Annotated in this window: 23 protein-coding genes and 5 tRNA genes; 6 read left to right on the top strand and 22 right to left on the bottom strand. The window is 47.5% G+C overall.

Features of this window, described 5'->3' with window-relative positions:
• Positions 1 to 40: 40 nt before the first annotated feature.
• From rplJ to eno, 14 genes are all read right to left on the bottom strand, one after another.
• A complete protein-coding gene (rplJ, locus tag QZ209_RS11720; protein WP_294348119.1) occupies positions 41 to 565 on the bottom strand; it encodes a 50S ribosomal protein L10 in 525 nt (174 codons plus the stop codon).
• Between the two features lie 17 nt (positions 566 to 582).
• The gene (gene rplA, locus QZ209_RS11715; RefSeq protein ID WP_294348117.1) at positions 583 to 1,272 is read right to left on the bottom strand and encodes a 50S ribosomal protein L1; all 690 of its coding nucleotides are present in this window, start codon (positions 1,270 to 1,272) and stop codon (positions 583 to 585) included.
• Positions 1,273 to 1,345: 73 nt separating this feature from the next.
• Positions 1,346 to 1,771 carry a 50S ribosomal protein L11 gene (rplK, locus tag QZ209_RS11710; RefSeq protein WP_294348114.1) on the bottom strand — a complete coding sequence of 142 codons (426 nt, stop codon included), beginning with the start codon at positions 1,769 to 1,771 and terminating at the stop codon, positions 1,346 to 1,348.
• Between the two features lie 42 nt (positions 1,772 to 1,813).
• Positions 1,814 to 2,389, bottom strand: coding sequence for a transcription termination/antitermination protein NusG (nusG, locus tag QZ209_RS11705; protein WP_294348112.1), 576 nt, complete (start codon positions 2,387 to 2,389; stop codon positions 1,814 to 1,816).
• Between the two features lie 21 nt (positions 2,390 to 2,410).
• Entirely contained in the window at positions 2,411 to 2,602 is a 192-nt protein-coding gene (secE, locus tag QZ209_RS11700; protein ID WP_294348109.1) for a preprotein translocase subunit SecE, read from the bottom strand.
• Between the two features lie 53 nt (positions 2,603 to 2,655).
• Positions 2,656 to 2,728, bottom strand: a tRNA-Trp gene (locus tag QZ209_RS11695).
• Between the two features lie 23 nt (positions 2,729 to 2,751).
• A tRNA-Thr gene (locus tag QZ209_RS11690) sits at positions 2,752 to 2,824 on the bottom strand.
• Between the two features lie 21 nt (positions 2,825 to 2,845).
• A tRNA-Tyr gene (locus tag QZ209_RS11685) sits at positions 2,846 to 2,928 on the bottom strand.
• A 19-nt stretch (positions 2,929 to 2,947) separates the two neighbouring features.
• Positions 2,948 to 3,020, bottom strand: a tRNA-Thr gene (locus QZ209_RS11680).
• A 117-nt stretch (positions 3,021 to 3,137) separates the two neighbouring features.
• Complete coding sequence (locus QZ209_RS11675) at positions 3,138 to 3,911, bottom strand: SDR family oxidoreductase (RefSeq protein WP_294348107.1); 774 nt, start codon at positions 3,909 to 3,911, stop codon at positions 3,138 to 3,140.
• A 162-nt stretch (positions 3,912 to 4,073) separates the two neighbouring features.
• The gene (ispG, locus tag QZ209_RS11670) at positions 4,074 to 6,131 is read right to left on the bottom strand and encodes a (E)-4-hydroxy-3-methylbut-2-enyl-diphosphate synthase (RefSeq protein ID WP_294348162.1); all 2,058 of its coding nucleotides are present in this window, start codon (positions 6,129 to 6,131) and stop codon (positions 4,074 to 4,076) included.
• An 82-nt stretch (positions 6,132 to 6,213) separates the two neighbouring features.
• Entirely contained in the window at positions 6,214 to 6,528 is a 315-nt protein-coding gene (locus QZ209_RS11665) for a septum formation initiator family protein (RefSeq protein WP_294348106.1), read from the bottom strand.
• Entirely contained in the window at positions 6,525 to 6,689 is a 165-nt protein-coding gene (locus QZ209_RS11660) for a hypothetical protein (protein ID WP_294348105.1), read from the bottom strand. Before QZ209_RS11660 ends, QZ209_RS11665 begins: the two co-directional genes overlap by 4 nt.
• A gap of 57 nt (positions 6,690 to 6,746) precedes the next feature.
• Entirely contained in the window at positions 6,747 to 8,060 is a 1,314-nt protein-coding gene (gene eno / locus QZ209_RS11655; protein ID WP_294348104.1) for a phosphopyruvate hydratase, read from the bottom strand.
• A 247-nt stretch (positions 8,061 to 8,307) separates the two neighbouring features.
• On the opposite strand from eno, the gene fusA reads away from it, so the two are divergent.
• Positions 8,308 to 10,392: an elongation factor G gene (fusA, locus tag QZ209_RS11650; protein ID WP_294348102.1), complete on the top strand. Its 2,085-nt coding sequence runs from the start codon at positions 8,308 to 8,310 to the stop codon at positions 10,390 to 10,392.
• 73 nt (positions 10,393 to 10,465) lie between these two features.
• On the opposite strand, the gene QZ209_RS11645 is transcribed toward fusA, so the two are convergent.
• The 3 genes from QZ209_RS11645 to QZ209_RS11635 all read right to left on the bottom strand — a co-directional run bounded on the left by QZ209_RS11645 (position 10,466) and on the right by QZ209_RS11635 (position 14,382).
• Positions 10,466 to 11,209 (bottom strand): polyprenol monophosphomannose synthase, encoded by a 744-nt coding sequence (locus QZ209_RS11645; protein ID WP_294348101.1) that lies wholly within the window; start codon positions 11,207 to 11,209, stop codon positions 10,466 to 10,468.
• An 88-nt stretch (positions 11,210 to 11,297) separates the two neighbouring features.
• A complete protein-coding gene (locus QZ209_RS11640) occupies positions 11,298 to 12,089 on the bottom strand; it encodes a 4Fe-4S dicluster domain-containing protein (RefSeq protein WP_294348100.1) in 792 nt (263 codons plus the stop codon).
• Between the two features lie 94 nt (positions 12,090 to 12,183).
• Entirely contained in the window at positions 12,184 to 14,382 is a 2,199-nt protein-coding gene (locus QZ209_RS11635) for a photosystem I reaction center subunit IX (protein WP_294348098.1), read from the bottom strand.
• Between the two features lie 409 nt (positions 14,383 to 14,791).
• Here QZ209_RS11635 and dapF point away from each other — a divergent pair, with 409 nt between their 5' ends.
• The 3 genes from dapF to amrB are packed head-to-tail and all read left to right on the top strand — an operon-like array spanning position 14,792 to position 17,487.
• Complete coding sequence (gene dapF / locus QZ209_RS11630) at positions 14,792 to 15,580, top strand: diaminopimelate epimerase (protein WP_294348096.1); 789 nt, start codon at positions 14,792 to 14,794, stop codon at positions 15,578 to 15,580.
• A 33-nt stretch (positions 15,581 to 15,613) separates the two neighbouring features.
• Complete coding sequence (gene amrS / locus QZ209_RS11625) at positions 15,614 to 16,612, top strand: AmmeMemoRadiSam system radical SAM enzyme (RefSeq protein ID WP_294348094.1); 999 nt, start codon at positions 15,614 to 15,616, stop codon at positions 16,610 to 16,612.
• An 11-nt stretch (positions 16,613 to 16,623) separates the two neighbouring features.
• Entirely contained in the window at positions 16,624 to 17,487 is an 864-nt protein-coding gene (gene amrB, locus QZ209_RS11620) for an AmmeMemoRadiSam system protein B (RefSeq protein ID WP_294348092.1), read from the top strand.
• Here amrB and QZ209_RS11615 read toward each other — a convergent pair.
• The 4 genes from QZ209_RS11615 to mtgA form a co-directional block, all read right to left on the bottom strand.
• Positions 17,480 to 18,250 (bottom strand): ABC transporter permease, encoded by a 771-nt coding sequence (locus QZ209_RS11615; RefSeq protein ID WP_294348090.1) that lies wholly within the window; start codon positions 18,248 to 18,250, stop codon positions 17,480 to 17,482. The two genes, amrB and QZ209_RS11615, sit on opposite strands and share 8 nt — an antisense overlap.
• Positions 18,251 to 18,269: 19 nt before the next feature.
• Entirely contained in the window at positions 18,270 to 19,220 is a 951-nt protein-coding gene (locus QZ209_RS11610; protein ID WP_294348088.1) for an ABC transporter ATP-binding protein, read from the bottom strand.
• Positions 19,221 to 19,324: 104 nt separating this feature from the next.
• Complete coding sequence (locus QZ209_RS11605) at positions 19,325 to 19,897, bottom strand: hypothetical protein (protein WP_294348086.1); 573 nt, start codon at positions 19,895 to 19,897, stop codon at positions 19,325 to 19,327.
• Positions 19,898 to 20,019: 122 nt separating this feature from the next.
• Positions 20,020 to 20,736, bottom strand: coding sequence for a monofunctional biosynthetic peptidoglycan transglycosylase (gene mtgA / locus QZ209_RS11600; protein ID WP_294348084.1), 717 nt, complete (start codon positions 20,734 to 20,736; stop codon positions 20,020 to 20,022).
• 193 nt (positions 20,737 to 20,929) lie between these two features.
• On the opposite strand from mtgA, the gene QZ209_RS11595 reads away from it, so the two are divergent.
• Together QZ209_RS11595 and QZ209_RS11590 are read left to right on the top strand one after the other, a co-directional pair.
• Entirely contained in the window at positions 20,930 to 21,460 is a 531-nt protein-coding gene (locus QZ209_RS11595) for a cytochrome c (RefSeq protein ID WP_294348081.1), read from the top strand.
• A gap of 308 nt (positions 21,461 to 21,768) precedes the next feature.
• Positions 21,769 to 22,215: a cytochrome c gene (locus QZ209_RS11590; RefSeq protein ID WP_294348079.1), complete on the top strand. Its 447-nt coding sequence runs from the start codon at positions 21,769 to 21,771 to the stop codon at positions 22,213 to 22,215.
• A 71-nt stretch (positions 22,216 to 22,286) separates the two neighbouring features.
• Here QZ209_RS11590 and QZ209_RS11585 read toward each other — a convergent pair.
• Positions 22,287 to 22,359: transfer RNA gene (locus QZ209_RS11585), tRNA-Arg, on the bottom strand.
• Positions 22,360 to 22,381 lie beyond the last annotated feature (22 nt).

Genomic DNA, 22,381 nt, shown 5'->3' with positions numbered 1-22,381 from the left:
ATACAATGCTTTTTGAGTGCGTAATAGGTAATAGACGTAATCATGAATCCTGCTTTTGTTTCGCTATCTGATCGATAACGGAAACAAGATCCCTCATCACAGCGTTCACCACCATAGGCACGGAACTGATGACATTGTTCACCAGACCAGCCATACGGCCTATGTTTTCGGTTTTACTGAGCATCTTGGAAAGCTCTTTCAACTTATCCGCCTCGAACACGGAGCCGTCGATGGCAGCCATCTTGAATTTCAACTGCTCATTATCTTTACCGAACTTCTCTATGATTTTTGCCGGAACGACAGGATCGTCATACCCGAGAGCTACACCGGTAGTATTCACCAGACCATCGGCCAAGCGATCCCCGCCTTCGACACTTTCGAGAGCCTTCTTCACCAGTGTATTTTTCACCACTGTATACTCGACACCCGCCTGACGGAACTGGTTTCTCAACTCGGCCATTGTAGCGACATCAAGCCCTTGAAACTCGGTCAGATAAATCCCCTGTGCCTTCTGAAGTTTTTCAGAAACCTCTTTAACAATCTGCTCTTTTTTCTCGCGTTTCATCGTATAAACCGTTTATGTTAGGCGACATACTTGTCTTTTTTCACCCTGACACCAGGGGACATCGTGCTGGATACGGAAATGTTTCTTACATACTGTCCTTTTGCAGCGGAAGGCTTCAATCTGATAACCTCTTTGATAAAACTGGCTGCGTTATCGACAAGCTGTTCGGATCCAAAGGATATTTTACCCACTGGAGCATGAACATTTCCGGCCTTGTCGACCCGAAACTCGATTTTACCAGCCTTAACCTCTTTTACCGCTTTCGCAACATCCATCGTAACCGTACCTGATTTCGGGTTCGGCATGAGTCCGCGAGGACCAAGAATTTTACCAACCCGGCCCAGCTTACCCATAACGTCCGGAGTTGCGATGATGACATCGACATCTGTCCAACCGTTCTGGATTTTCTCGATATAGTCCTCAAAACCAACCATATCGGCACCGGCCTCCTGAGCCTCTGCAGCTTTAGCCTCGTTGCAAATAACGAGAACCGATACGGTTTTCCCTGTTCCGTGAGGCAGCATGACAGTACCACGAACAACCTGGTCCGCATGACGCGGATCAACCCCCAGCCTCATCGCGACATCGACCGAAGCATCGAACTTGACGCCACTAATATCTTTGAGAAGCTCCACTGCCTGCTGCAAATCGTACTCACTCTGTGCAGCGACTTTTTCTGCAGCGTTTTTATATTTTTTTCCTGCCATAGTTATTTTTCTTGCAAGTGGTTAAAAAAACGACCTGACGGTCTCCCACAATCACTCATCAACACCGAAAAAATCAGCCTTCCACTTCGATACCCATACTTCTTGCCGTTCCGCGAACCATCTGCATTGCACCTTCGACATTGAAAGCGTTCAAATCGGGCATTTTCAGCTCGGCAATCTTACGAACCTGCTCTTCGGTTACCTTCCCGACCTTGTTCTTGTTCGGCTCTCCTGAACCTTTCTGCAGTTTGGCCTCTTTAAGCAACAAAACAGCGGCTGGAGGTGTCTTGGTGATAAACGTGAACGATTTATCGGAAAACACCGTAATCACAACCGGAATAATGGTCCCTGCCTGCGACTGGGTTTTCGCATTGAATTGCTTGCAGAACTCCATGATATTCACGCCTTTCTGACCGAGGGCCGGTCCAACGGGTGGCGCAGGATTGGCACCGCCTGCCGGAATCTGCAGCTTAATAAACCCAACTACCTTCTTTGCCATACAAAATCACTGTTTCAACAGCTGAATAATACTCAAGCTGTGTTATTGAGAAATTGACTTAACCTGTGAAAAATCAAGCTCGGTAGGAGTGCTTCGCCCGAAAAAGTTAATCATCACCTTGACTTTCATTCTCTCGGTGCACACTTCATGAACCACCCCGATCAACGAACTGAAAGGACCATCTATCACCTTGACGGAATCACCAAGGCGGAAAGGAGCCTCGACAACAGAGCGTTGCTCGACAGTACCTCCGGGCTCGAGAATTTTTTCCACCTCATCTGGCCTCAGGGGTGTCGGGATGTCATTAACGCCGAGAAACCCCATAACCGAAGGAATGTCCATAATCAGATTCTTGGTCTGCTTATCGAGCACAGCTTCGATAAGAACATAACCCGGAAATGCATTTTTGGTAAGGCTTCTCTTCTTGCCGTTTTTGACTTCGACAAACTTTTCATAAGGAACATAAACCTGCAGGATTTTCTCCCCCAAGGCTTGGCGCTCCACTTCAAGCTCAATACCTTCCTTTACCTTTCGCTCATGGCCTGAATAGATCCTCAAAGCATACCAGCGGGGTTTCGGAAGTCCCTGAGCCTCTTTTTCCTTTGTCGTTTCGCTCATCCTACCTTAACCTTTCTTTTCTTACAACAATTTTCCGATAAACGAGTTTATAACCCAGTCCACCACAAACGTAAACAAAGCAAGCAACCCGGAAACGGTCAAGACTACAACAGTCAAATCGCGGGTATCCTCAGGACTTGGCCAGGCAACCTTCTTCATCTCATTGACAACATCATGGTAGTACCGGACCACCTTATCGAGATATTTCTTCATATGCCGCCTTTCACAATATGAATATCTTTTTTTGCGCTTTACCCCTATACCGGCACGTCAGGAGGGACTCGAACCCCCAACCTGCGGTTTTGGAGACCGCTGCTCTACCAATTAAGCTACTGACGTCTGTATAACCACACGAGTATGAGAGCTGATGACCGGACTTGAACCGGTGACCTCTTCCTTACCAAGGAAGTGCTCTACCGACTGAGCTACATCAGCCTGGCTACCAGAAAACCACAGTGGGTAGGGAAGGATTCGAACCTCCGAAGACATATGTCGACAGATTTACAGTCTGTTGCGTTTGACCGCTTCGCTACCTACCCGCTTTACTGTCTTACTCCGAGCTGGTGATGGGACTCGAACCCGCAACCTGCTGATTACAAATCAGCTGCTCTACCAATTGAGCTACACCAGCACAGCTTCAAAAAAACAGGGCAGGTAATATAATCCTATAAAATCAAATTCCAAAAAAAATCGCTTTTCTTACCTGACTGATTTCAAAAAAACATTGTTGAAAGTCTGTGAGCCATCTCTATAACTTGAGAGGTGCCAGAAATGATGCCGTTTTCAATACTGTGCTTCTCGGCAGAAAACGCTGAAGAAAAACCAGCAAAAAGTCAAGAAATGTCGGAAAAACATGTAACCTGTTTTTATAAAGTCCCTTGATCGATGCTTTGACAACCACGGAAGGTTCCGAAACAGGCAGCATACTCTGCTCGGGGTATTGATGCGCCCTTGCATGAAACCCAGTCTCTATGTATCCAGGGCAGACGACGACAACCTTTATCCCCTTGTCTTTCAATTCTTCGTGAAGCGATTCACTCAGTGTTGTGATAAATGATTTTGTTGCCGAATAAAGCCCTAAAAAAGCAACGCCCTGAAATCCACTGACCGACGACACATTTATGATACCTCCTTTCTTTTTCGCTATCATATCCGGCATGAAGAGTCGTACAAGCAATGCCATTGCCGCTACGTTCACCTGTACCATTTCCTGCAAATCCGCCAAAGGCATAGACGTATAGTCGCCAGCGAACCCGAAACCCGCACAGTTGACAATCAGCCCGATTTTAAGCCCTTTTTGAACACTATAGTCATAAATTCTTCCGGGGCTATCCGGATCTCCCAAATCTTCAGCGCACACATGAATATCAAGATTACCCGAAGGGTTCACCTCTGCACTGAGCCTTTGTAACCGCTCCTCAGAGCGGGCAACAAGAACCATATCGCACTTCCGTCGCGCAAACTCACGTACAAACTCCTGGCCAATTCCGGTTGATGCGCCGGTTATCAACGTATAAGACATAGTTACCCGTTTTTTCACTCGACACTGCCAGGTACACAGTGTACTCCTGATTTCACACAATACCTCAGGAAGCATCTGCATCGGCACTCTTTTTCAACACCACTTTTAGTGCTGATTACCATTTCCAGTTTCTATCAAATACTTGCAAACACTCTTTTTCAGCTATTCCACAGGGTCAACCCATCGCCCATGCGATTTGATCAGTTCAACCAGTTTTTCAACGGCATCCTCTTCAGGAATGTTCGACGTGACACATTCTTTGCCAACATACAAGCTGACTCCGTTCTTGCCCGAACCTACATAACCGAAATCCGCATCTGCCATTTCACCTGGACCATTGACGATACACCCCATGATGCCGATTTTCAAACCTTTCAGATGTGACATTCTGGTCTTGATAATGCCAGCTGTTTTTTCGAGGTCAAAATAGGTTCTGCCACATCCCGGACAGGAGATAAACTCCGTTTTCGACATCCGAACTCTCGCCGCCTGCAGAATGTTGAAAGCGAGCCTCACCTCCTCATCTTCAGGAAGTTCGCTCTCCAGTGCAAGCATATCACCTATACCGTCGCAAAAGAGAGTTCCGATTTGAATCGCAGAATCAATAAGTGCTTCGAGACGATCTTTTTTCCCCTTGCTATACCGAACTGCCAGCGGATAATCGATCCCAGCCTGACTGAAACTCCGAACAAGATAACGATACGCATAGACAGCATCTGCAGAATCAATGGAAAACAATACGCGTCGTAATCCCATGGCATCGACTCTCAACGCAATTCTTTTGAGAACATCAGCCGAAGCACTGGTCGAGGAGTTTTCATGTATGAAGCAAAACTCCAGTACCGCACTCCCGTCATCGAGACCATCGAGCACATCCTTATCAATCATCTGTCCCTCGACAATTCCTAAGCGCACCTTGGCGGCGATACTCATAAACACCGGGGCAAGTGCTATATCTTTCAAAGAAACACCGACACGTTCCCGGTATGCACCAAGTCTGCAGAGTACCGCATCGAGCCGCGCCGCATCCTCCAGCGATGAGACCGGAACAGTCACAAACTCCGAGCGAAAAACCGAATCCGGCCTCTCAACGGCAAGCCTGCTCCTGAGTTCCGCAAGCAGCAGGTCCGGGTTCGAAGGCACCTGCGTGGCGGTGGTTTCCACCATCGGGAGGTACTCTCCTCCGATACCGCCGGCCCCTGTCTCGATTACCGTTGTTTTTCGTCTGCTATAACCGACAGGATCGAAGGGCGGCATATCGAAGACCGGCTTCGTAACCTGAGACTCGATAAGCTGCTTGACAGGCATATGCCCCTTGTCGCCCATAACTTTCTGGTAATCGTTATACTTTTTAACCAATGCGAATCCTACAGGCACCTCGTTGACAGGATCTTCGGTCAACGAAACCCGTATGGTATCACCAAGCCCTTCCTCGAGAAGCGCTCCGATACCCATTGCGGATTTAACCCTCCCTTCATCACCGTCACCAGCCTCGGTAACCCCAAGATGTAACGGATAGGCATGACGTAACTCGGCATCCGCTTTCATCACCAGCAACCTGTATGCCTGTATCATCACTCGAACATTGGATGACTTCATCGAGAAAAGAATATCATAATACCCTTCATCCTCGCAGATCCTCGCGAACTCAAGTGCCGCCTCGACCATCCCGTCGGGTGTATTACCATAACGGCTGACAATACGGTCTGAAAGCGAACCATGATTGGTTCCGATCCTCATCGACACCCCGAACTCCTTCGCTTTTGCGATTAAAGGAAGAAACTCGTTCCTTACATTTTCGTATTCAGCCCTGAAAGCTTCATCCGAATACTCCTCGTTCGAAAACTTCTTCGTATTGGCGAAATTTCCCGGATTTATGCGAACATTTTCGACAAACTCCACCGCCTTCAGGGCAGCTTTCCTTGAAAAGTGAATATCAGCCACCAATGGTGTCGTTATACCGTCTCGACGAAGTTGATCCCGAATGATCTCAAGGTTACTGGCGTCTTTTTCTGTCGGCACCGTCAGGCGGATAATCTCGCAACCCGCCTCATAGAGCCGCCTGCACTGCTCTACAGATGCAGTTGTATCCATCGTATGCGTTGTCGTCATCGACTCGACTCGTATGGGTTGGTAACCTCCAAGAGATAGGGGGCCAAAACCAACTTCGTGCGTCAGTCTCCGGCTGTAATGGTACACTGCTATCGGAAAATGTTGCATACTTCGCATACTACTTAATTATTTATTTTAGCTTGATATTGGGAAGATATCGTTGTCAAACAGGTTGTTTCGGTGCACTGTTTTATTTTTTTTCATCCTCGATAATAAACAGAGTCTCGTCATCTTTTGAAAAATTATACTTTTCCCTGGCTATCTTTTCTATCGTCTCCGGATTGTATGCACTGTGGATTTTCCGGGTGTTTTCAATGATTCTCAATTCCTCTTGTTCCTGAAGCTCTCTGAGCATACGATTCTCTGCCTCCATACGAAACCTCGCGACCACCCCGTAATTTCCAAAAACAACCCATAACACCAGTACACCTGCAAGAGCGAGTAAAAATATTTTTCTCGGGTGGGACAGAACATATGCCCATATGTCAGATAAAAGCTGTTTCAACCGCACATCCGTTCGTTTTTGACTTTTCCACCGGCAGCATTCCCTCCCTCGATGGGTTCGGGGCCGTTATCGAAATCGGCATCGAAATCATAATCAATGTAACCCCATTTCGATCCCAAGACCCGACAACGACCCCGATGCTCGAAGCCCTCTCTGACCAAAAGCCGGCACTGCTTTGACTTTTGAAGGTTTACCGTTACCCGGCAACATCAGAACATCTATACCCTGAATGCTTTCGCACCTGGATAGTATGCCTCGGCGCCCAGCTCTTCCTCGATCCTCAGTAACTCGTTGTATTTTGCCATGCGGTCAGAGCGGGATAAGCTACCTGTTTTAATCTGACCGGCGTTGGTTGCGACCGCAATCTGCGCTATCGTCGTATCTTCGGTCTCTCCGCTTCTGTGGCTGATCACCGAGGTATAACCGTTACGCTTCGCTAGATCTATAGCCTGCAGTGTCTCTGTGAGGGTGCCAATTTGGTTGACCTTGATAAGAATAGAGTTGCCAACCTGCCTGCCGATGCCGTCAGAGAGCCTGCTGGTGTTGGTGACGAAAAGGTCGTCTCCGACAAGCTGAACACGATCCCCAATCTTTTCGGTGAGAACTTTCCAGCCATCCCAGTCATCCTCAGCCATCCCGTCTTCTATGGAGATGATGGGATAGTCTCCGCACCATTTCTCCCAATATTCAGCCATTTCCCCTGATTCAAGCTCCTTACCGGACGATTTCTTGAAAACGTATTTCTTGCGATCGGCATCATAAAACTCGGAACTCGCCGGATCGAGAGCTATCATCACCTGAGCATCACCCAAGCCCCCGGCATTTGTAGGTGAACCGACCTTATAACCTGCTTTTCCAATAGCTTCGATAACGACTTCTATCGCATCTTCGTTTGAACCGAGGTTAGGCGCAAAACCACCTTCGTCACCAACAGCCGTACTGAGCCCCTTGCTTTTGAGCAGAGCCTTGAGAGCATGGAAAATCTCCGCCCCGCAACGCAGTGCATCAGAATAAGCCGTAAAACCGATGGGCATGATCATGAACTCCTGAAAATCAACCGTATTGTCAGCATGAGCACCACCGTTCAGCACATTCATCATCGGAACAGGCAGCGTATTGGCGAGAGTACCCCCAATGTACCGGAAAAGAGCCAGTCCTGAATATTCAGCAGCAGCCTTGGCACATGCAAGAGAGACACCAAGAATGGCATTGGCTCCAAGATTGGATTTGTTCGATTTTCCGTCAAGGTCTATCAGAGTATTGTCTATTTCAGTCTGCTCGGTAACATGCATACCCCTCAAACGATCATTGATAACCGTATTGACATTGTCCACCGCCTTCATCACACTTTTTCCCAGGTAAATATCCGTATCCCCATCACGTAATTCAACTGCCTCATGAATACCTGTCGATGCTCCACTTGGCACAGCCGCTCGGCCATAGGAAGTTTCAGTCAGGACATCGACCTCGACGGTTGGGTTTCCGCGAGAGTCAAGAATCTGCCGGGCGATTACATTGGTGATTAATGGCATGATAACGATTGGTTTTTATGTTCAAAAAGCCGGTAAAAAAATATGAGACGCAACGGGGACAATTCCTCCGCTAAACATAAGAATTTATCACCTATTCGCCAGCTTTTCATCAATGCCGCCTGAGCTTAAGAAACTTTTTTTTACTTTTCTTTTTTATCGGCTGTTTCCTCTCGACAACAAACAGCTCCGCAAATTGTTCGTCCGGTATTACCGGGCACCAGCAATTCAACAACAAGGAGTCCTACTTATGCACGCAGTCCAATCCGATCAACTTCGTAACATCGTTATCACAGGCCATGCCGGTTCAGGCAAAACCATCCTTACCGAATCACTCGCACTTTCCATGAAAGTCACCAACCGTCTCGGCACTATCGAAGATGGAACAACAATCTCCGATTATGCAGAAGATGAAATAAGAAGGCGGCACAGTCTCAACTCAAGCCTTGTTCACGGCACATGGAATGAACACAAAATAAATATCATAGACACGCCGGGCCTCCCGGATTTTCATGGAGATGTCAAGTCAGCCATGCGCGTGGCCGATACCGTTTTTCTGACAGTCAACACGTCCATCGGAGTGGAAGTCGGCACGGACCTTATCTGGGACTATACCAGAGAATACTATAAACCAACCGTATTCGTACTGACAAAACTCGATGCCGACAGGACAAACTATACCAGAACCGTTGAGGAACTTCAAGATCATTTCGGACATGAAGTAACCCCTATACAATTCCCTGCTGAAGAAGGCTTGGGACATCATATCATTATCGACGTCCTGCTGATGAAACAGCTTGTATTCAGCCCTGACAAGCCTGGCAGCATGACTGTTTCCGAAATACCCGATTTATATAAAAAACGTGCCGAGGACCTGCATTTCAAGCTTGTCGAAGCCGTTGCCGAAACCGACGAAGAACTCATGAACCGTTATTTCGAAGTCGGCAACCTGACGGAAGACGAACTTCGTGCCGGTATAAAATCAGCTCTACTCTCCAGAACTTTCTTCCCTGTTTTCTGTATATCACCACTTCACCTTATCGGTTCTGAACGCCTCCTCAACGCCATAGTCAATCTCTGCCCGTCACCTATAGAACGCGGACCCGAACATGCTTACTGTAGCAACAAAAACAATGAAAAGCTGCTCGACCCCAACCCTGATGGCCCGACAGTCGCATTTATCTTCAAAACAATGTCCGAACCAAGAGTAGGCGAGATCTCCTATCTCAGGGTTTATTCCGGACACATTGAAACAGGCCACGAACTGATCGATGCCCAGACCGGACAACTCGAAAAGATCGGGCAGGTCTATACCATGGAAGGCCAAAAAAAGATCCCTGTCGAAAAGCTGCTTGCCGGTGATATCGGCATGGTTGTCAAGCTCAAAGACTCCCATACAAACGATACTCTTGCCGACAAGGGAACCGACTGCAGAATCAGTCCGATCATTTTTCCGGAACCACTCTTGGCTACGGCAATCGAACCCGTTGCACAGGGTGATGAAGAAAAAATATCATCAGGCCTTTTTCACCTGCACGAAGAAGACCCGAGCTTCAGTATCGAACATGACACTGAATTCAACCAGACAATCCTCAAAACACTCGGCGAAACCCACCTCGACACGATTCTCAATCGCCTTGAAAAAAAATTCAATGTTTCGGTTAAAACTTCGCCGGTACGGATCCCATACCGTGAAACAATCCGGATAACAGCAAGTGCGCAAGGAAAGTACAAAAAACAATCCGGTGGGAGGGGTCAATACGGCGATGTATGGGTACGCATCGAACCTACCGAGAGAAATTCAGGTTTTTCATTTTCGAGCGAGGTTGTCGGCGGTGTGGTACCTACCCGTTATTTACCTGCAGTTGAAAAAGGTCTTCGAGAAACCGTAACTGCGGGTGTTCTGTGCGGCTACCCTGTTGTCGATTTGAAAACTGTAGTGTACGATGGCTCACACCATCCTGTCGACAGCTCTGAATTCGCATTTAAAATAGCAGCCAGTATGGCTTTCAAGGCAGCATTCGATAAAGCCAAACCCCTTTTGCTTGAACCGTACTACACGCTCAGCGTACAGAGTCCGGAGCAATACACAGGAGAAATTGTAGGAGAAATATCCAGCAAAAGAGGTAAAATCATCGGTATGGATGCAGATTCCCGTTTTCAGATTGTCAATGCTCATATTCCTCAATCTTCATTACGGGACTTTCATATGCAGCTTGTTCGCCTGACACAGGGTAGAGCGCGCTATAGCTGTTCGTTCAGTCACTATGAAGAGGTACCGCAAGATGTTGCGAGTCAGATTGTTACGTCGAAAGAGGAAAAAGAAAGCGCATAATCGTTGTACAGGAGGCACTGGCGGCACGGCAGGAAAAAAGGCACCGCGCCGCCAACCACCTCTGTATGTTGGTTTACAAGCGGCGGAACAACGATAGTATCGGCAGCCACCAAACAACCCAAACAGCTTCGACAATGTTTCTTTTCGTCATTTTCGATTTTCCGACAGCACGGTCGATAAAAATGATCGGAACTTCATCAATCGTAAATCCTTTTTTCCATACCTTGAAATTCATTTCAATCTGAAAAGAGTACCCCTGTGATTTCACCCTGTCGAGGTCGATCTCTTTTAGAACATGAACCTGGAAACATTTATATCCACTTGTCGGGTCTGATACCGGCATACCGGTAATAAGTCTTGTGTAAATACTCGCCATTTTCGACAGCACCAGCCTGCCAAGCGGCCAGTTAATGACATTTACCGTATTGTTGATATACCGTGAACCGATAACAAGATCCGTCATCGCTGATTTTTCAAGCATGACTCCGATAACTTCGGGGTCATGGGAATAATCCGCATCCATTTCTATAACGCTGCAGTAGCCATGCCCCAACGCATATCTGAAACCCTCGATGTACGCCGTCCCCAGTCCCATTTTCCCGGGTCGTTCGTGCAGGAAAAGCCGTTCATGGCTTTGTTGTTTCCTTCTTATCAGATCTGCCGTTCCATCAGGAGAATTGTCATCGATGACGAGAACATCGAGATCTTCAGGGTAACGAGTAAAAATATCATCAAGCAACGCACCAATATTTTCAGACTCGTTATAGGTTGGAATAATAACAAGCGCCTTTCCCGCACACTCTCTACTTTCAGACATCACAAATCATGATTATTCATACAACAAAAAAAGCATTGCCCATTTTCGGGCAATGCTTTTACAACGTTTATTCGTGCAAAAACCTGCTCTACCTGTTCTCCTTGTGGAAACGGTGCAAAAAGCGTAAATCGAAATCCAGACGCTCCGGCGGTGTATACGTAAAATCCAGAATCTCGCCATCCGGAAGTATTTCAATAAGAGCTCCTGTAGGACATTCGTCCGATGAAAAACATGCTGAGCAAGATATACAGGCATCCTGATCGATATAACAGCGGAAACCGTTTTCCTGTACATCACCATAGAACTTGTAACCTATCGCATTAACCTTGGGCGGGCATTTGTCGAGACAGAGCCCACAACCGACACAAAGGTTTTCAAGAATAAAATAATGTTTCTTCGGGCGAGGTGCTTTCTTCTTGGCAACAGGCTTTGCCCCGGGTTTCGGAACACCCTTGGCTGCTGGAGCCGCCCCTTTAGCAGCAGGAGCACCACCTTTAGCAGCAGGAGCACCACCTTTCGCCGAAGGAGGACCACCCTTCGCTTTAGGTGCAGGTGGTTTCGGTTTAGCAACAGGCTTTGGTTTTGGCTTGACTATCGGAAGTGCAGATTCCATCCTGCGGCCTGTACGTCCAAGATTAACATCGAGATTTACCATGCGTTTTTTCGATACCGGCGAAACCCCTGCCCCTTTCGGTACAGCAGCCTGTTTCGCTTTTGGAGCTGACGTTCCCTGAGGAGCAGCCTGCTTCGCCTTAGGCTCCGGCTTTACCTCAGGAGCAGCAGATTTCGCTTTGGGAACCGGCGCTTTAGGTGCCGGCGGCTTTGGCTTTACCGCTTCCTTAGCAGGCGCTGTACCCTGTTGTTTTACAGGATCGGCCATAAACCCTCCTATCTTTGTTAAGTAACAATTTTTCTTTTTACAAAGGATGAACGAGAAGTTAAAGGAGCCGAATCACGGCTCCTTTACATCCTCATCAAGCAATCAGCTTTATAAAAAAGTCAACCACCTGAGTCAACAATTGCTGCCCAGCACCTGCGGCATCACCAACAGGCGGCAAGGCTGGAGTATCGGTTTGATAGAAACCGTTTGCAATGAACAGGAAGACCAGCATAAATGTACCGCCGAAATATAGAAACGTACCGGCAAGCTTCGAGTCGGAAATCGTCAGCACAGGGAACCTGAACTTCACGTCACGATTGAGGAACTTCTTGCCGAGCCATCTGACAGTACGAGTCTGAATGTCGGCACCTTCGAGACGTGATCCCCTGTCTTCGAACCAGACCGCAAAGCTAATGAACCAGACAAGGTGACCGATCATCAGGATGACCGACAGATGAGAACTCGAGAAAATCGTCACGGTTTCCGTCCAGAAGTAGTAGAAAATACCGGCGGAATAGTGATGTGACAATCCGGCGACAGCATCCCATGCTTTCGCATCGGCTGCAGGCACACCGTACATCATGGAAGCAATCCATGCACCATCGATATACCAGCAAACAGCCGAAAGACCCTTGACGCCCCACAACATAGCAAACCAGAGCTGATCCTGGATGGATACACCGCAGGTACCTCCGTATACAGGACCGAGGCAAGGGAAGGAATACGAGTTTTTCTTGAGACCGAGATCATCCCACAACGGTGACGTATGTGAGAAAAATGCAATACGGGCTAAAGCGATAAGCGAGAACAGTGAACCGGCAACGATCACATGAGCCATAACCCAGTCATTAATGCTTGGATCTTCGAACATCCAGTGCAAAAACGGCAGTGGTTTGAGCCAGTAGAACGACATCATGATATTGGTACCGAAAAAGTTCAGCTCACAGATAGTGTTCCACACGATAACCGCATAAACCGAAAGCATCGTGGCGAAACAAAGAGCCATGATGGTACCGAGAATCTTGACCTGTGCTTCCTGATCGCGGCCTTTGGCAACCCAGATGGACTTGATCTGGTTATACAATCCGTTGATTTGAACCTTGAGCAGGTACTGACCACCATGATAAACACCTGCAAATACATAGAGAACGCCACAGATGATATGGTTGAAAACGATCAGGTTGATGACAACCCGAGCCATACCGAACGATTCACCGTTTTTGGGAAGAATCGCAAAAGCGGGAAACTCCTCGAACTCTTTGGACCCGGAAATGATCTGTCCACCTTCCTGCACAAAATCAAAACTGACGCGGTTGAAGGGTTCACCGTAAATATAGAAAACCAACTTGTCCAGCTCGGCATAATAAGGAGCGAAGGAATCCTGCTGGAAAGCAACAAAAGCAATGACACCAAGAGCGATGTTGATATATCCAATTGCGGTGAGATGCACTGAAAACGCCGCCTTCATGTCGTCATTGAGATGAATGGCCGCATTCGGTGGATTTTGCCACCAGTACACACCAAGAGCGAAAAAGACAATAAACCAAATGAAGGACATGAAGGTTTCGGAGTTTATTGTCTGGAAATCAGGAATGGGAGCAAAACCAAGAACAAGCCACATGAGCAGCCCCCAACCAAGAAAGAGCAGTGACATGTAAACTGCATGAGGGCCGAGAGCATCTTTATAGGTTTTTGCACTGGTGCCCTGAAAAACAAGATCACCGAATTTCCCAAGGAATCTGAACTCGCGGAAATTACCGGCACGCCCTGTAAAAGGATTGGTGAGATTGTGCGTCCAGTGACGCCATCCACCAAAAATGAGAATGGAGCCCGAAACAAAATGCAGCATCGCCCATCCAACGAGCTTCCAGGAAGCCGCCATCAAATCTTCGGTCTTTGGACTATACGTGTCGATACCCAACGAAACCATTCGAGGTTTGATTGTCAGATAGAACCAGTTGTCATGAAAAGCAGGCGCCCCATTCCACGGTAAAACCTGCATTCCCGACAAATAGTAAATTCCCATAACAAACCCGAGCACACCAAGCAATGCCAGATGGCCGCCAACCACCTGTTCATCGTCAAGCTTATCGGTATCAAACACCTGATACCATTTCGTTGACCGGGTTTCTGTTCGCTGAAACAGGAAACGCCTCATTTGCGCGGCATCCTTTTCCTTGATCACGGATGCCCCGGCAGGCGCTCCATTCCCCTTTGGAGGTGGAACCTTCCCTTTAGGAGGGGGCACCTTCCCCTTTGGCTTGACTCCAGTTGGATTCGCTTGATCAGCCATTGTATTCTCTCCTTTATTTGGACATATTAACTGGTTGAAAAAACCGTAAAGAAATATGAAGCTCGTCTCATAACTGCATGCAAATCAGAGAGTTCATGTGCACAACCATTTCGCTGAGCCCTGCTTTGTATCGGGGTATTACTGACCGGATCATTACCATGTGCTGCAGTTCTATACAGATCGGGAAAACCTTCAATGAAGCGATATCGACAATTAATTTACTAAAAAAAATCCCGGCTACTGTAGCGATTAAGATAAGAAAATTTATTTAATAATAAATTTTTTTGGGGTGGCTCTCCAGAAGGTATGGCAACCGGATCTGTTATAATAGCTGAAGATACCGGCTCTATCCAAGCATGCCCTGTTGCAGAGTCCGGCTGAAATCATCATACAACCAAAACAGTTCATTATGCAGATCATATTTTCAAAAATGTCGGGTGCCGGCAACGATTTCATCGTCATAGATGCCATACAGCAACCCGTCAACCTGACAGAATCCCAAATTCTTTTTCTCTGTACAAGAAGAACGGGCATAGGGGCAGATGGGTTGATTCTCATAGAACCCTCCGAAGCACTCGATTTCAACATGCGATACTACAATGCAGATGGGAAGCCGGGTTCAATGTGCGGCAATGGCGGTAGATGCGCCGCTTATTTTGCTTATACCGAAGGTATTTCCGGTAATACAATTTCTTTTACGGCAAACGGTGAACGCTATAACGCATGGATAACCGGTGTTGCATGTGTGAAACTGAAAATGACGATACCCGATGATTTCAGAAATAATTTTTATGCAAATGGCTTCTCCTGCCATTTCGTCAACACCGGATCACCGCATACAATCATCTATACCGATGAGCTCGACACCTTCAATGTCGAAAATGCCGGGAGCACCATTCGCAACAACAGTACATTGTTTCCGGAAGGCACCAATGTAAATTTTCTTGAAGTCACCGGACCCGATACACTTTCCGTCAGAACATTCGAACGAGGTGTGGAAGCCGAAACACTCGCATGTGGAACCGGAGCCGTTGCCGCTGCGTTAATGAGCTACAAACTGGGGAAAGTATCATCGACCAGCGTCAGTGTAACCGTAAGAAGCGGCGATATTCTAAACGTGGATTTTTCCGACGATATGAAAGAGGTTTATCTTTCCGGACCTGCGAAAGCAGTCTATACGGGCACCGTGACTGTTTGATGGTTTGACTATTCTACCACCCTTACCATTGTGATGCTGGAAAAAGCGAAATTTTATCATGTACTGCAGGATAATGTAGCACAATGTGATCTGTGTCATCATTTTTGTAAAATACGCGATGGCCGTTCCGGCTTTTGCCGAACCAGGGTGAATCGGGGAGGAAAACTTTTCACACTGAATTACGGACACCCTGCTGCGATAGGAACAGACCCTGTTGAAAAAAAACCTCTCTATCATTTTCTACCGGGCAGCCTGACTTTTTCCCTTGGAACCCATGGTTGCAACTTCAGGTGCGACAACTGTCAAAACTGGGTAATCAGCCAAAAGTCGGGTTACGATAGACAACCACCGTTCCGAACCGCAGTCTCTGTTGTCCAGGATGCTCTTGCAAGAGGATGCCCATCCATTTCCTTCACCTATAACGAACCGACGATATTCGCAGAATATGCACTGGACATCATGAAGCACAGCCGATCAGCCGGTCTGAAAAATATCTGGGTGAGTAACGGCTATATGTCGGACTACTGTCTGGATACGGTGGAACCATTGCTTGACGCGGTAAACATCGATCTGAAGTCAATGGATGATGCGTTTTACAGGCGAACATGCAGCGCTCTCCAGCGCCCCGTTTTGCAAAACCTTCAACGCCTTGCCCGCTCGGATATACACCTGGAGATAACAACCCTGTTGATTCCCGGTTTATCCGACTCTCCCGAAATGCTCCGGCGCCTTGCCGATTTCATTGCAGTGGAACTCGGGCCTGAAACGCCATGGCATCTTACCTCTTTCATTCCCTGGATTTCATGGAAATCACATGGCATTCCGGCCACGACAGCAGAGGGCACTGAAAAGGTTCATGCGATTGGCAAAAAAGCGGGGCTCGCCTATGTTTACGACCAGCACCATCACACGAACACTCTGTGCCCAAAATGTGGAACAGCCGTTGTGGAACGGCACCGCTATACAACGATATGTCATGACAAAGCGGGCAGTTGCCCTGGATGCGGTTATCCCATCGTCACACAGCGCTGATGGAAAAAGATATGGCACCATCTTCCCGACATCCTGCTTTTTCAGGCTCATTCTACCCATCCGATCCAAATGAACTCACGGCTCTCATCGCTGCTCTCCTGGAGAGCCGACCTGAAAAAAAGCCCGAAAAAAGAAAAATCAGGGCAATCATGGTTCCCCATGCCGGCTACAGCTACAGCGGTGATGTCGCTGCCGTAGCCTATAACACACTATCGAACTGCGCCGTTCAAACGATTTTTCTGATCGGAAACGCCCATAGCGCACTGTTCGAAGGAATCGCACTCGATGAAAACGACATCTGGGCCACTCCTTTGGGAGACGTCCCGGTAAACACAGCTCTCGTGAGAAAATTACATGAACGTTATCCTGAATTTGTTCAGCTTTCGAAGAGAGCACACCAGTCGGATCATATTCTTGAAGTGCAGCTTCCTTTTCTTCAACATTCCCTGGAACCCGGTTTTAGCATTGTTCCGTTGCTTTTCGGCAACAATCCACCGGAAATCTATGATACCTGCACGACAATCCTTTCATCAGTTCTACAAACCGGCGACCTTGTCATAGCAAGCACGGACCTTTCTCATTACCCGTCCTTTCACAACGCCAACGTCGTTGACAGCAGAACCCTTGAATACATTGCAAGAAAGGATATCAATGGCCTCGAGAAACACGTTCGAAGAACGTTGATGCAAAACATTCCCCGGGAAGAAACGCTTTTCTGCGGACCGGACACCATTAAAACCCTTCTGCAGCTCGCTAAACGTTTCGGCTGGACAACAGAGGTGCTCAGCTATGCAAACAGCGGCAACAAGTCTTTTGGCGACAGGGAAACTGTCGTTGGCTATGGTTCGGTAGCTTTTTTCGATGTGGTTACATGACCCACTTTCGATGAATGTTCCTGAGTGCCAAAACGAATAGAAGCAGTATAAAAAGCAACATCATCAGAAAATCGAATGAAAGCGGCATCATATTGTTTCCGGCAATAGCCCCGTGCAAAATATCCGTACCATATGTCAGAGGAAGCAGAAATGAAAGAGGTTGCAGAAAATCGGGCAGTTCACTGACTGGAAAAAACAGCCCGCAGAGAAACATCATTGGAAACCGGAAAAAATTGGAAAATGTTTGTGCCTCGAAAACCTCACTGACCGAGACAGCTATGAACATAGCCAGAAATGTCGAAACTGCGGCAATCAGAATCACTGCAGGAACAATCGCCTCCCAGACAAATGCAGAAAAATCCGTTAACAGAATAAAACCGATGAGAAAAGGGACAAAAGCATTGAAAATCCCGAAAAGTATCGCTCCACTTGTCTTGGCAAACATCAAAAGACCTAGTGGAACAGGGGCGAGCAACAAACGCTCAAAAGCTTTTGCCTTGCGTTCAAATGTAACCGTCACCGCCAACATGGAAGTTGTCCCGAACAAAATGGAAATCGAAACCATACCGGGAAGTAAAGAGAGAATATTTTCCGAACCCATGCCCGATTTCACGAAAAACATCCCTGTCCATACGAGGGGAAAAAGCAACCCCCAGCTGATATTCGGCGGCTTGAGATAATATGCCCGCATATCCTTCATAAGAATACTCATGAACGCTGTAAACAGCTTTCCCTTCCTGTCATTGTTATCGAGAACGACCATTACCAGACATTCTATCCACTTATTTATTCATTACTCCTGCCTCGAGACCGGTAATCCTTATAAAAACATCTTCGAGTGACAACGCCGTCCTTTTCACCTCGGCAACGTCAAATCCCTGATCTTCAAGCACTCGCACAACCACCCCGACATCGATCTTCCCGGTCGATTCGATGCGAATCCCTCCATCGGCCGCTCGACCGATACCATAGTCAGGAAAAAGATCGCCAAGTATTTCAAGATCAGGAACTTCCGTCCCCAATACCGAAGCCTGCACCACCTCCCGCCCCTCCACAGGCTTTACAAGATTACTCACGGAATCAACCCTGACCACCAATCCATTCACCATAAAGGCTATACGATCACACATCCTTTCAGCTTCTTCGATATAATGCGTCGTTAAAAAAATGGTGGTACCTGATCGATGCAGCTCCTGCAGAATTTCTCTTGTCAAACGGGCACTCTGCACGTCGATCCCTGTCGTAGGTTCATCGAGGAAAAGTATCGGAGGAGAGTGCATTATCCCGGCAGCGATGGTCAATCGTCGCTTCATACCTCTTGAATACCCGGAAAATTTTCTTTCCGCCACCCCTGCAAGACCGAACAGTTCCAGCAGTTCGACTGCCCTTCCCTTACGCTCTGACGACCGCATACCGTACAAACCTCCGCAGAAACAGAGATTGTCATACCCGGTGAGCTCGGGATAAAGATTGCTTTCATCAGGAACCACACCGATAAGGTGCTGCGCCGATTTCATTTTGTTTGTACAATCGATTCCGCCAACCGTAATCGTTCCGGCATCGGGACGCGCCAATCCCGTCAGCATATTGATGGTTGTGGTTTTCCCTGCTCCATTGGGGCCGAGAAATCCGAAAAGTTCACCATCCATGACATCGAAGGATATCCCGTCAACGGCCGTCACATCTCCGAATGATTTCCTGAGCCCCGAAACCCTGATATGTGCTTCCGACATTGTATTTATAGCTTATCTACCTGCTTCACCGGCTCCAACCGCGATTACGATACCCTGTTTCGAACCAGAAGCTCATAGCAATGTTCCATCGAAACAGGAAAGATTCACTCCACATCGAGCTCCGATCTTCTCAACGGCTTCCAGAACCATTTTCGTGCACCTGAATCCTGATCGAACTGTTTTTTCAGCATACCATATCCCCGATGATCGACAAAAAACCACCCCAGCATCGACAATGTAACCCATGCGTAATCACTGCTATTCAAGAGCACTATCCCGCCTTTCTGGACAACAAGCATCCATGCGGCAATGATAATGGTCAAGATGCTCAATCCTTTAAAACCATACTGATAGAAAGGATTACGCATGCTTTTGACAAAGCATTCGAACGTTTGTTCATCATGACAACCGTGTCGACTGAGAAAATGACCGATCCTGCGTACCGACCAGAGTTCACGAAGGATGAAACAGTCGCAGACCAGGGCGACGAACGGTGCGATATACACCGTTCCGAACAATGTGATATCGGAAACTCCCTGTGAGCCGATGATATCAATTTTCCCAATTGTCCCGATACCAAAAAGGGTTGTAAGAAACGTTAGCTTTGTCATATCGATCCTTGAACGCCGTTCAAGCGTTTGTAAAATCTCTTCGTGTAATTTGTCCTCGAAGTTCATTGTCACCTCCTGGATCGTCATTTGTTGGCAAATCATCGAGATGCAAAAATTACGCAATTCCTCGCACTTCCAGGAATACACTGTCACAAAGGAGATTACGGAAAACTCTCTCCGAACCGTTATCAATTTCCTGGTTGGAGCTTAGCGAAAGAAACAACTTCCCTCTTGCGCATAATCCTGTATATACGTTCCGCTTTCCGCCGAACATACGGCGAAGCACCATCAGGCCTGAACTTCTGTGGATTCGGCAGCACCGCGGCAAGGCTTGCCGCTTGACGTGCCGTAAGCGACCGGGCACTTTTCCCGTAGTAATACAACGCCGCTTTTTCGATACCGAAAATCCCATCACCCCATTCGACAACATTGAGGTAAATTTCCAGGATCCTTTTTTTGGGCAAGCTGCGTTCGAGACGCCAGGTAAGAATCGCCTCTTTGATTTTTCGAACCGGGTTCCTGGAAGGCGAAAGATAAAGATTCTTGGCAAGTTGCTGGGTAATTGTACTGGCACCGAAAGCAAATCGTCTCTTTTCAATGTTTTTTCCAATCGCAAACTCGATCGCTTCATAATCAAAGCCGTCGTGCTCCCAGAACTTGTCGTCTTCCGATATCAATACAGCTTCTTGCACATAACGGGAAATGCGTGTAAGCGGTACCCAGTCCTTACTGATTGATTTTTCATTCCCTTCATTTTCCCACTGCCTTTGACGATACTGCATAAAGGCAGTTGTTTCAGGGTTGTTTTCCTGCAGCTCGTTAACATCAGGAACAAACCAGTATCTGCCTATATCGAAAAATACCAGGAGCAGAAAAAGCCCTATCGTTTGCGTAATCGATTTCATCTGAATCGGGGATTTTGCAAAAAAACAGTCCGGCGTTGCATCACGGTCATGAGTTTTTTATCATAATCTTTCAGGCGGCTTTTTTTGCCGGTCATTCCTCGTGACAGACGAGAACCATATTTCCACAATGGCTTTTCGGTACTGATTACGTCTATGCCATTGCCATGTATTACCGAACCAATCAAAGATACACATGAAACGCTTTTTTTCACCTCTTGCGCTCGGAGCATTACTGATCGTTTCAACAATGACATTCTCCGCATGTCAGAAGCAAACCGATCCTGTACCCGAAAAACAGCCTGTAGCAGCTGAAGAACCGAAAATTCCTGCCGAAACAAACACCGGTTCCGTTTCAGAAAGTAACCTTGAAACCATTGCACAAAAAGAAGCAGCTGAAGCTGCCCGGCAAGAAGCGGAAACAATCTATCAAAACAACTGCCAATCTTGTCACTCGATGACACCACCGGCAATAAGCGCACCCCCGATCGTCGCTCTTGCCGGGCAGTACAGAGCCCGCTACAGCAAAAAAGCGGGTGCGGTCGCCGATATGGTATCGTTCATGAAAGAACCGTCGGTAGGCAAATCCATTCTTGGCTCCGCAACATTTGAACGTTTCGGTTTGATGCCGGCGATATCCCTTCCCGATGAAGAACTGGAAAAAGTCGCCGGTTGGCTCTGGGATCAGTACGATCCTAATTTTCAAGGAGGCGGTGACTGCCAGTAGAAAACCATCGTTGCACTGACGCGCATGAAAAAAGAGGCTGATTCACGACAATCGGTCACTATGCATACGTTTCAGGCAGAGAGTCGTGCAGCTCCGTGAAATCCGAACCTCTGTTTCACGGGGCTGCATCCATACCGACGTTCTTTGGAAGATTGATCTCCGGTCAAGCCCGCGGACGACTGCATGAAGAAAAATTGCAGGGCCAATGAATCAGCCTCTTTTTTATGCTGTTTCATAACGAAACCCGAACCGAGTATCTTGCCCTTATGATTTCCTGTTGTCTATAGCTTTCAAAGAACCAGATATTTATGAACATGAAACGCTTTTTTCCACTGGTCATTGCGGCCACGGCAGCTTTCTCAACCGTGCCATCTTTCCTCCACACGACGTTTCTTCAATCCGCAAGAGCTGCGGAAAACACGGTCTCCGATCAATTGAGCGGTGAGCAGCTCTACAAGAGAAACTGTGAAGTTTGCCATTCCATGCGTCCTCCGGCAAAGGCAGCACCTCCCATTGTCAGGCTTGCCTCACGCTACAGAATGTTGCATGGCAACAAGGAAGATGCTGTAAACGCAATGGTTTCATTCATGAAAACTCCCGATGCAAGCAAATCCGTTCTCATGCCTCATGTCATAGAACGTTTCGGTTTGATGCCTGCAATGTCCTTGCCGGATGAAGAGCTGGAAAATGTCGCCGGCTGGCTCTGGGACCAGTACGACCCCACTTACGAAAAGCAACGGGGTTATTACCGTTAATGGTAAACACTCTTATCGAGCAAGGTAAGGCGTAAACGCAGATATTCAAGGTGGAAGAGAAAGGAAGTCTGTACCCTTGGGCAGACTCGAACTGCCGACCCACAGTTTAGGAAACTGTTGCTCTATCCACTGAGCTACAAGGGTATGGGATTCAATGTAATACTTT

Origin of the sequence: Prosthecochloris sp. (assembly GCA_015482705.2) — a bacterium.
In the GTDB taxonomy this organism is placed as follows: domain Bacteria; phylum Bacteroidota; class Chlorobiia; order Chlorobiales; family Chlorobiaceae; genus Prosthecochloris.
This window is presented reverse-complemented; position numbering and strand designations above follow the sequence as displayed.

Coding starts and splice junctions, on each gene's coding strand:
- rplJ (WP_294348119.1), bottom strand. CDS start 565: ATGAAACGCGAGAAAAAAGAGCAGATTGTTAAAGAGGTTTCTGAAAAA.
- rplA (WP_294348117.1), bottom strand. CDS start 1,272: ATGGCAGGAAAAAAATATAAAAACGCTGCAGAAAAAGTCGCTGCACAG.
- rplK (WP_294348114.1), bottom strand. CDS start 1,771: ATGGCAAAGAAGGTAGTTGGGTTTATTAAGCTGCAGATTCCGGCAGGC.
- nusG (WP_294348112.1), bottom strand. CDS start 2,389: ATGAGCGAAACGACAAAGGAAAAAGAGGCTCAGGGACTTCCGAAACCC.
- secE (WP_294348109.1), bottom strand. CDS start 2,602: ATGAAGAAATATCTCGATAAGGTGGTCCGGTACTACCATGATGTTGTC.
- QZ209_RS11675 (WP_294348107.1), bottom strand. CDS start 3,911: ATGTCTTATACGTTGATAACCGGCGCATCAACCGGAATTGGCCAGGAG.
- ispG (WP_294348162.1), bottom strand. CDS start 6,131: ATGCAACATTTTCCGATAGCAGTGTACCATTACAGCCGGAGACTGACG.
- eno (WP_294348104.1), bottom strand. CDS start 8,060: ATGCCATTAATCACCAATGTAATCGCCCGGCAGATTCTTGACTCTCGC.
- fusA (WP_294348102.1), top strand. CDS start 8,308: ATGCACGCAGTCCAATCCGATCAACTTCGTAACATCGTTATCACAGGC.
- QZ209_RS11645 (WP_294348101.1), bottom strand. CDS start 11,209: ATGTCTGAAAGTAGAGAGTGTGCGGGAAAGGCGCTTGTTATTATTCCA.
- QZ209_RS11640 (WP_294348100.1), bottom strand. CDS start 12,089: ATGGCCGATCCTGTAAAACAACAGGGTACAGCGCCTGCTAAGGAAGCG.
- QZ209_RS11635 (WP_294348098.1), bottom strand. CDS start 14,382: ATGGCTGATCAAGCGAATCCAACTGGAGTCAAGCCAAAGGGGAAGGTG.
- dapF (WP_294348096.1), top strand. CDS start 14,792: ATGCAGATCATATTTTCAAAAATGTCGGGTGCCGGCAACGATTTCATC.
- amrS (WP_294348094.1), top strand. CDS start 15,614: ATGCTGGAAAAAGCGAAATTTTATCATGTACTGCAGGATAATGTAGCA.
- amrB (WP_294348092.1), top strand. CDS start 16,624: ATGGCACCATCTTCCCGACATCCTGCTTTTTCAGGCTCATTCTACCCA.
- QZ209_RS11615 (WP_294348090.1), bottom strand. CDS start 18,250: ATGGTCGTTCTCGATAACAATGACAGGAAGGGAAAGCTGTTTACAGCG.
- QZ209_RS11610 (WP_294348088.1), bottom strand. CDS start 19,220: ATGTCGGAAGCACATATCAGGGTTTCGGGGCTCAGGAAATCATTCGGA.
- QZ209_RS11605 (WP_294348086.1), bottom strand. CDS start 19,897: ATGAACTTCGAGGACAAATTACACGAAGAGATTTTACAAACGCTTGAA.
- mtgA (WP_294348084.1), bottom strand. CDS start 20,736: ATGAAATCGATTACGCAAACGATAGGGCTTTTTCTGCTCCTGGTATTT.
- QZ209_RS11595 (WP_294348081.1), top strand. CDS start 20,930: ATGAAACGCTTTTTTTCACCTCTTGCGCTCGGAGCATTACTGATCGTT.
- QZ209_RS11590 (WP_294348079.1), top strand. CDS start 21,769: ATGAACATGAAACGCTTTTTTCCACTGGTCATTGCGGCCACGGCAGCT.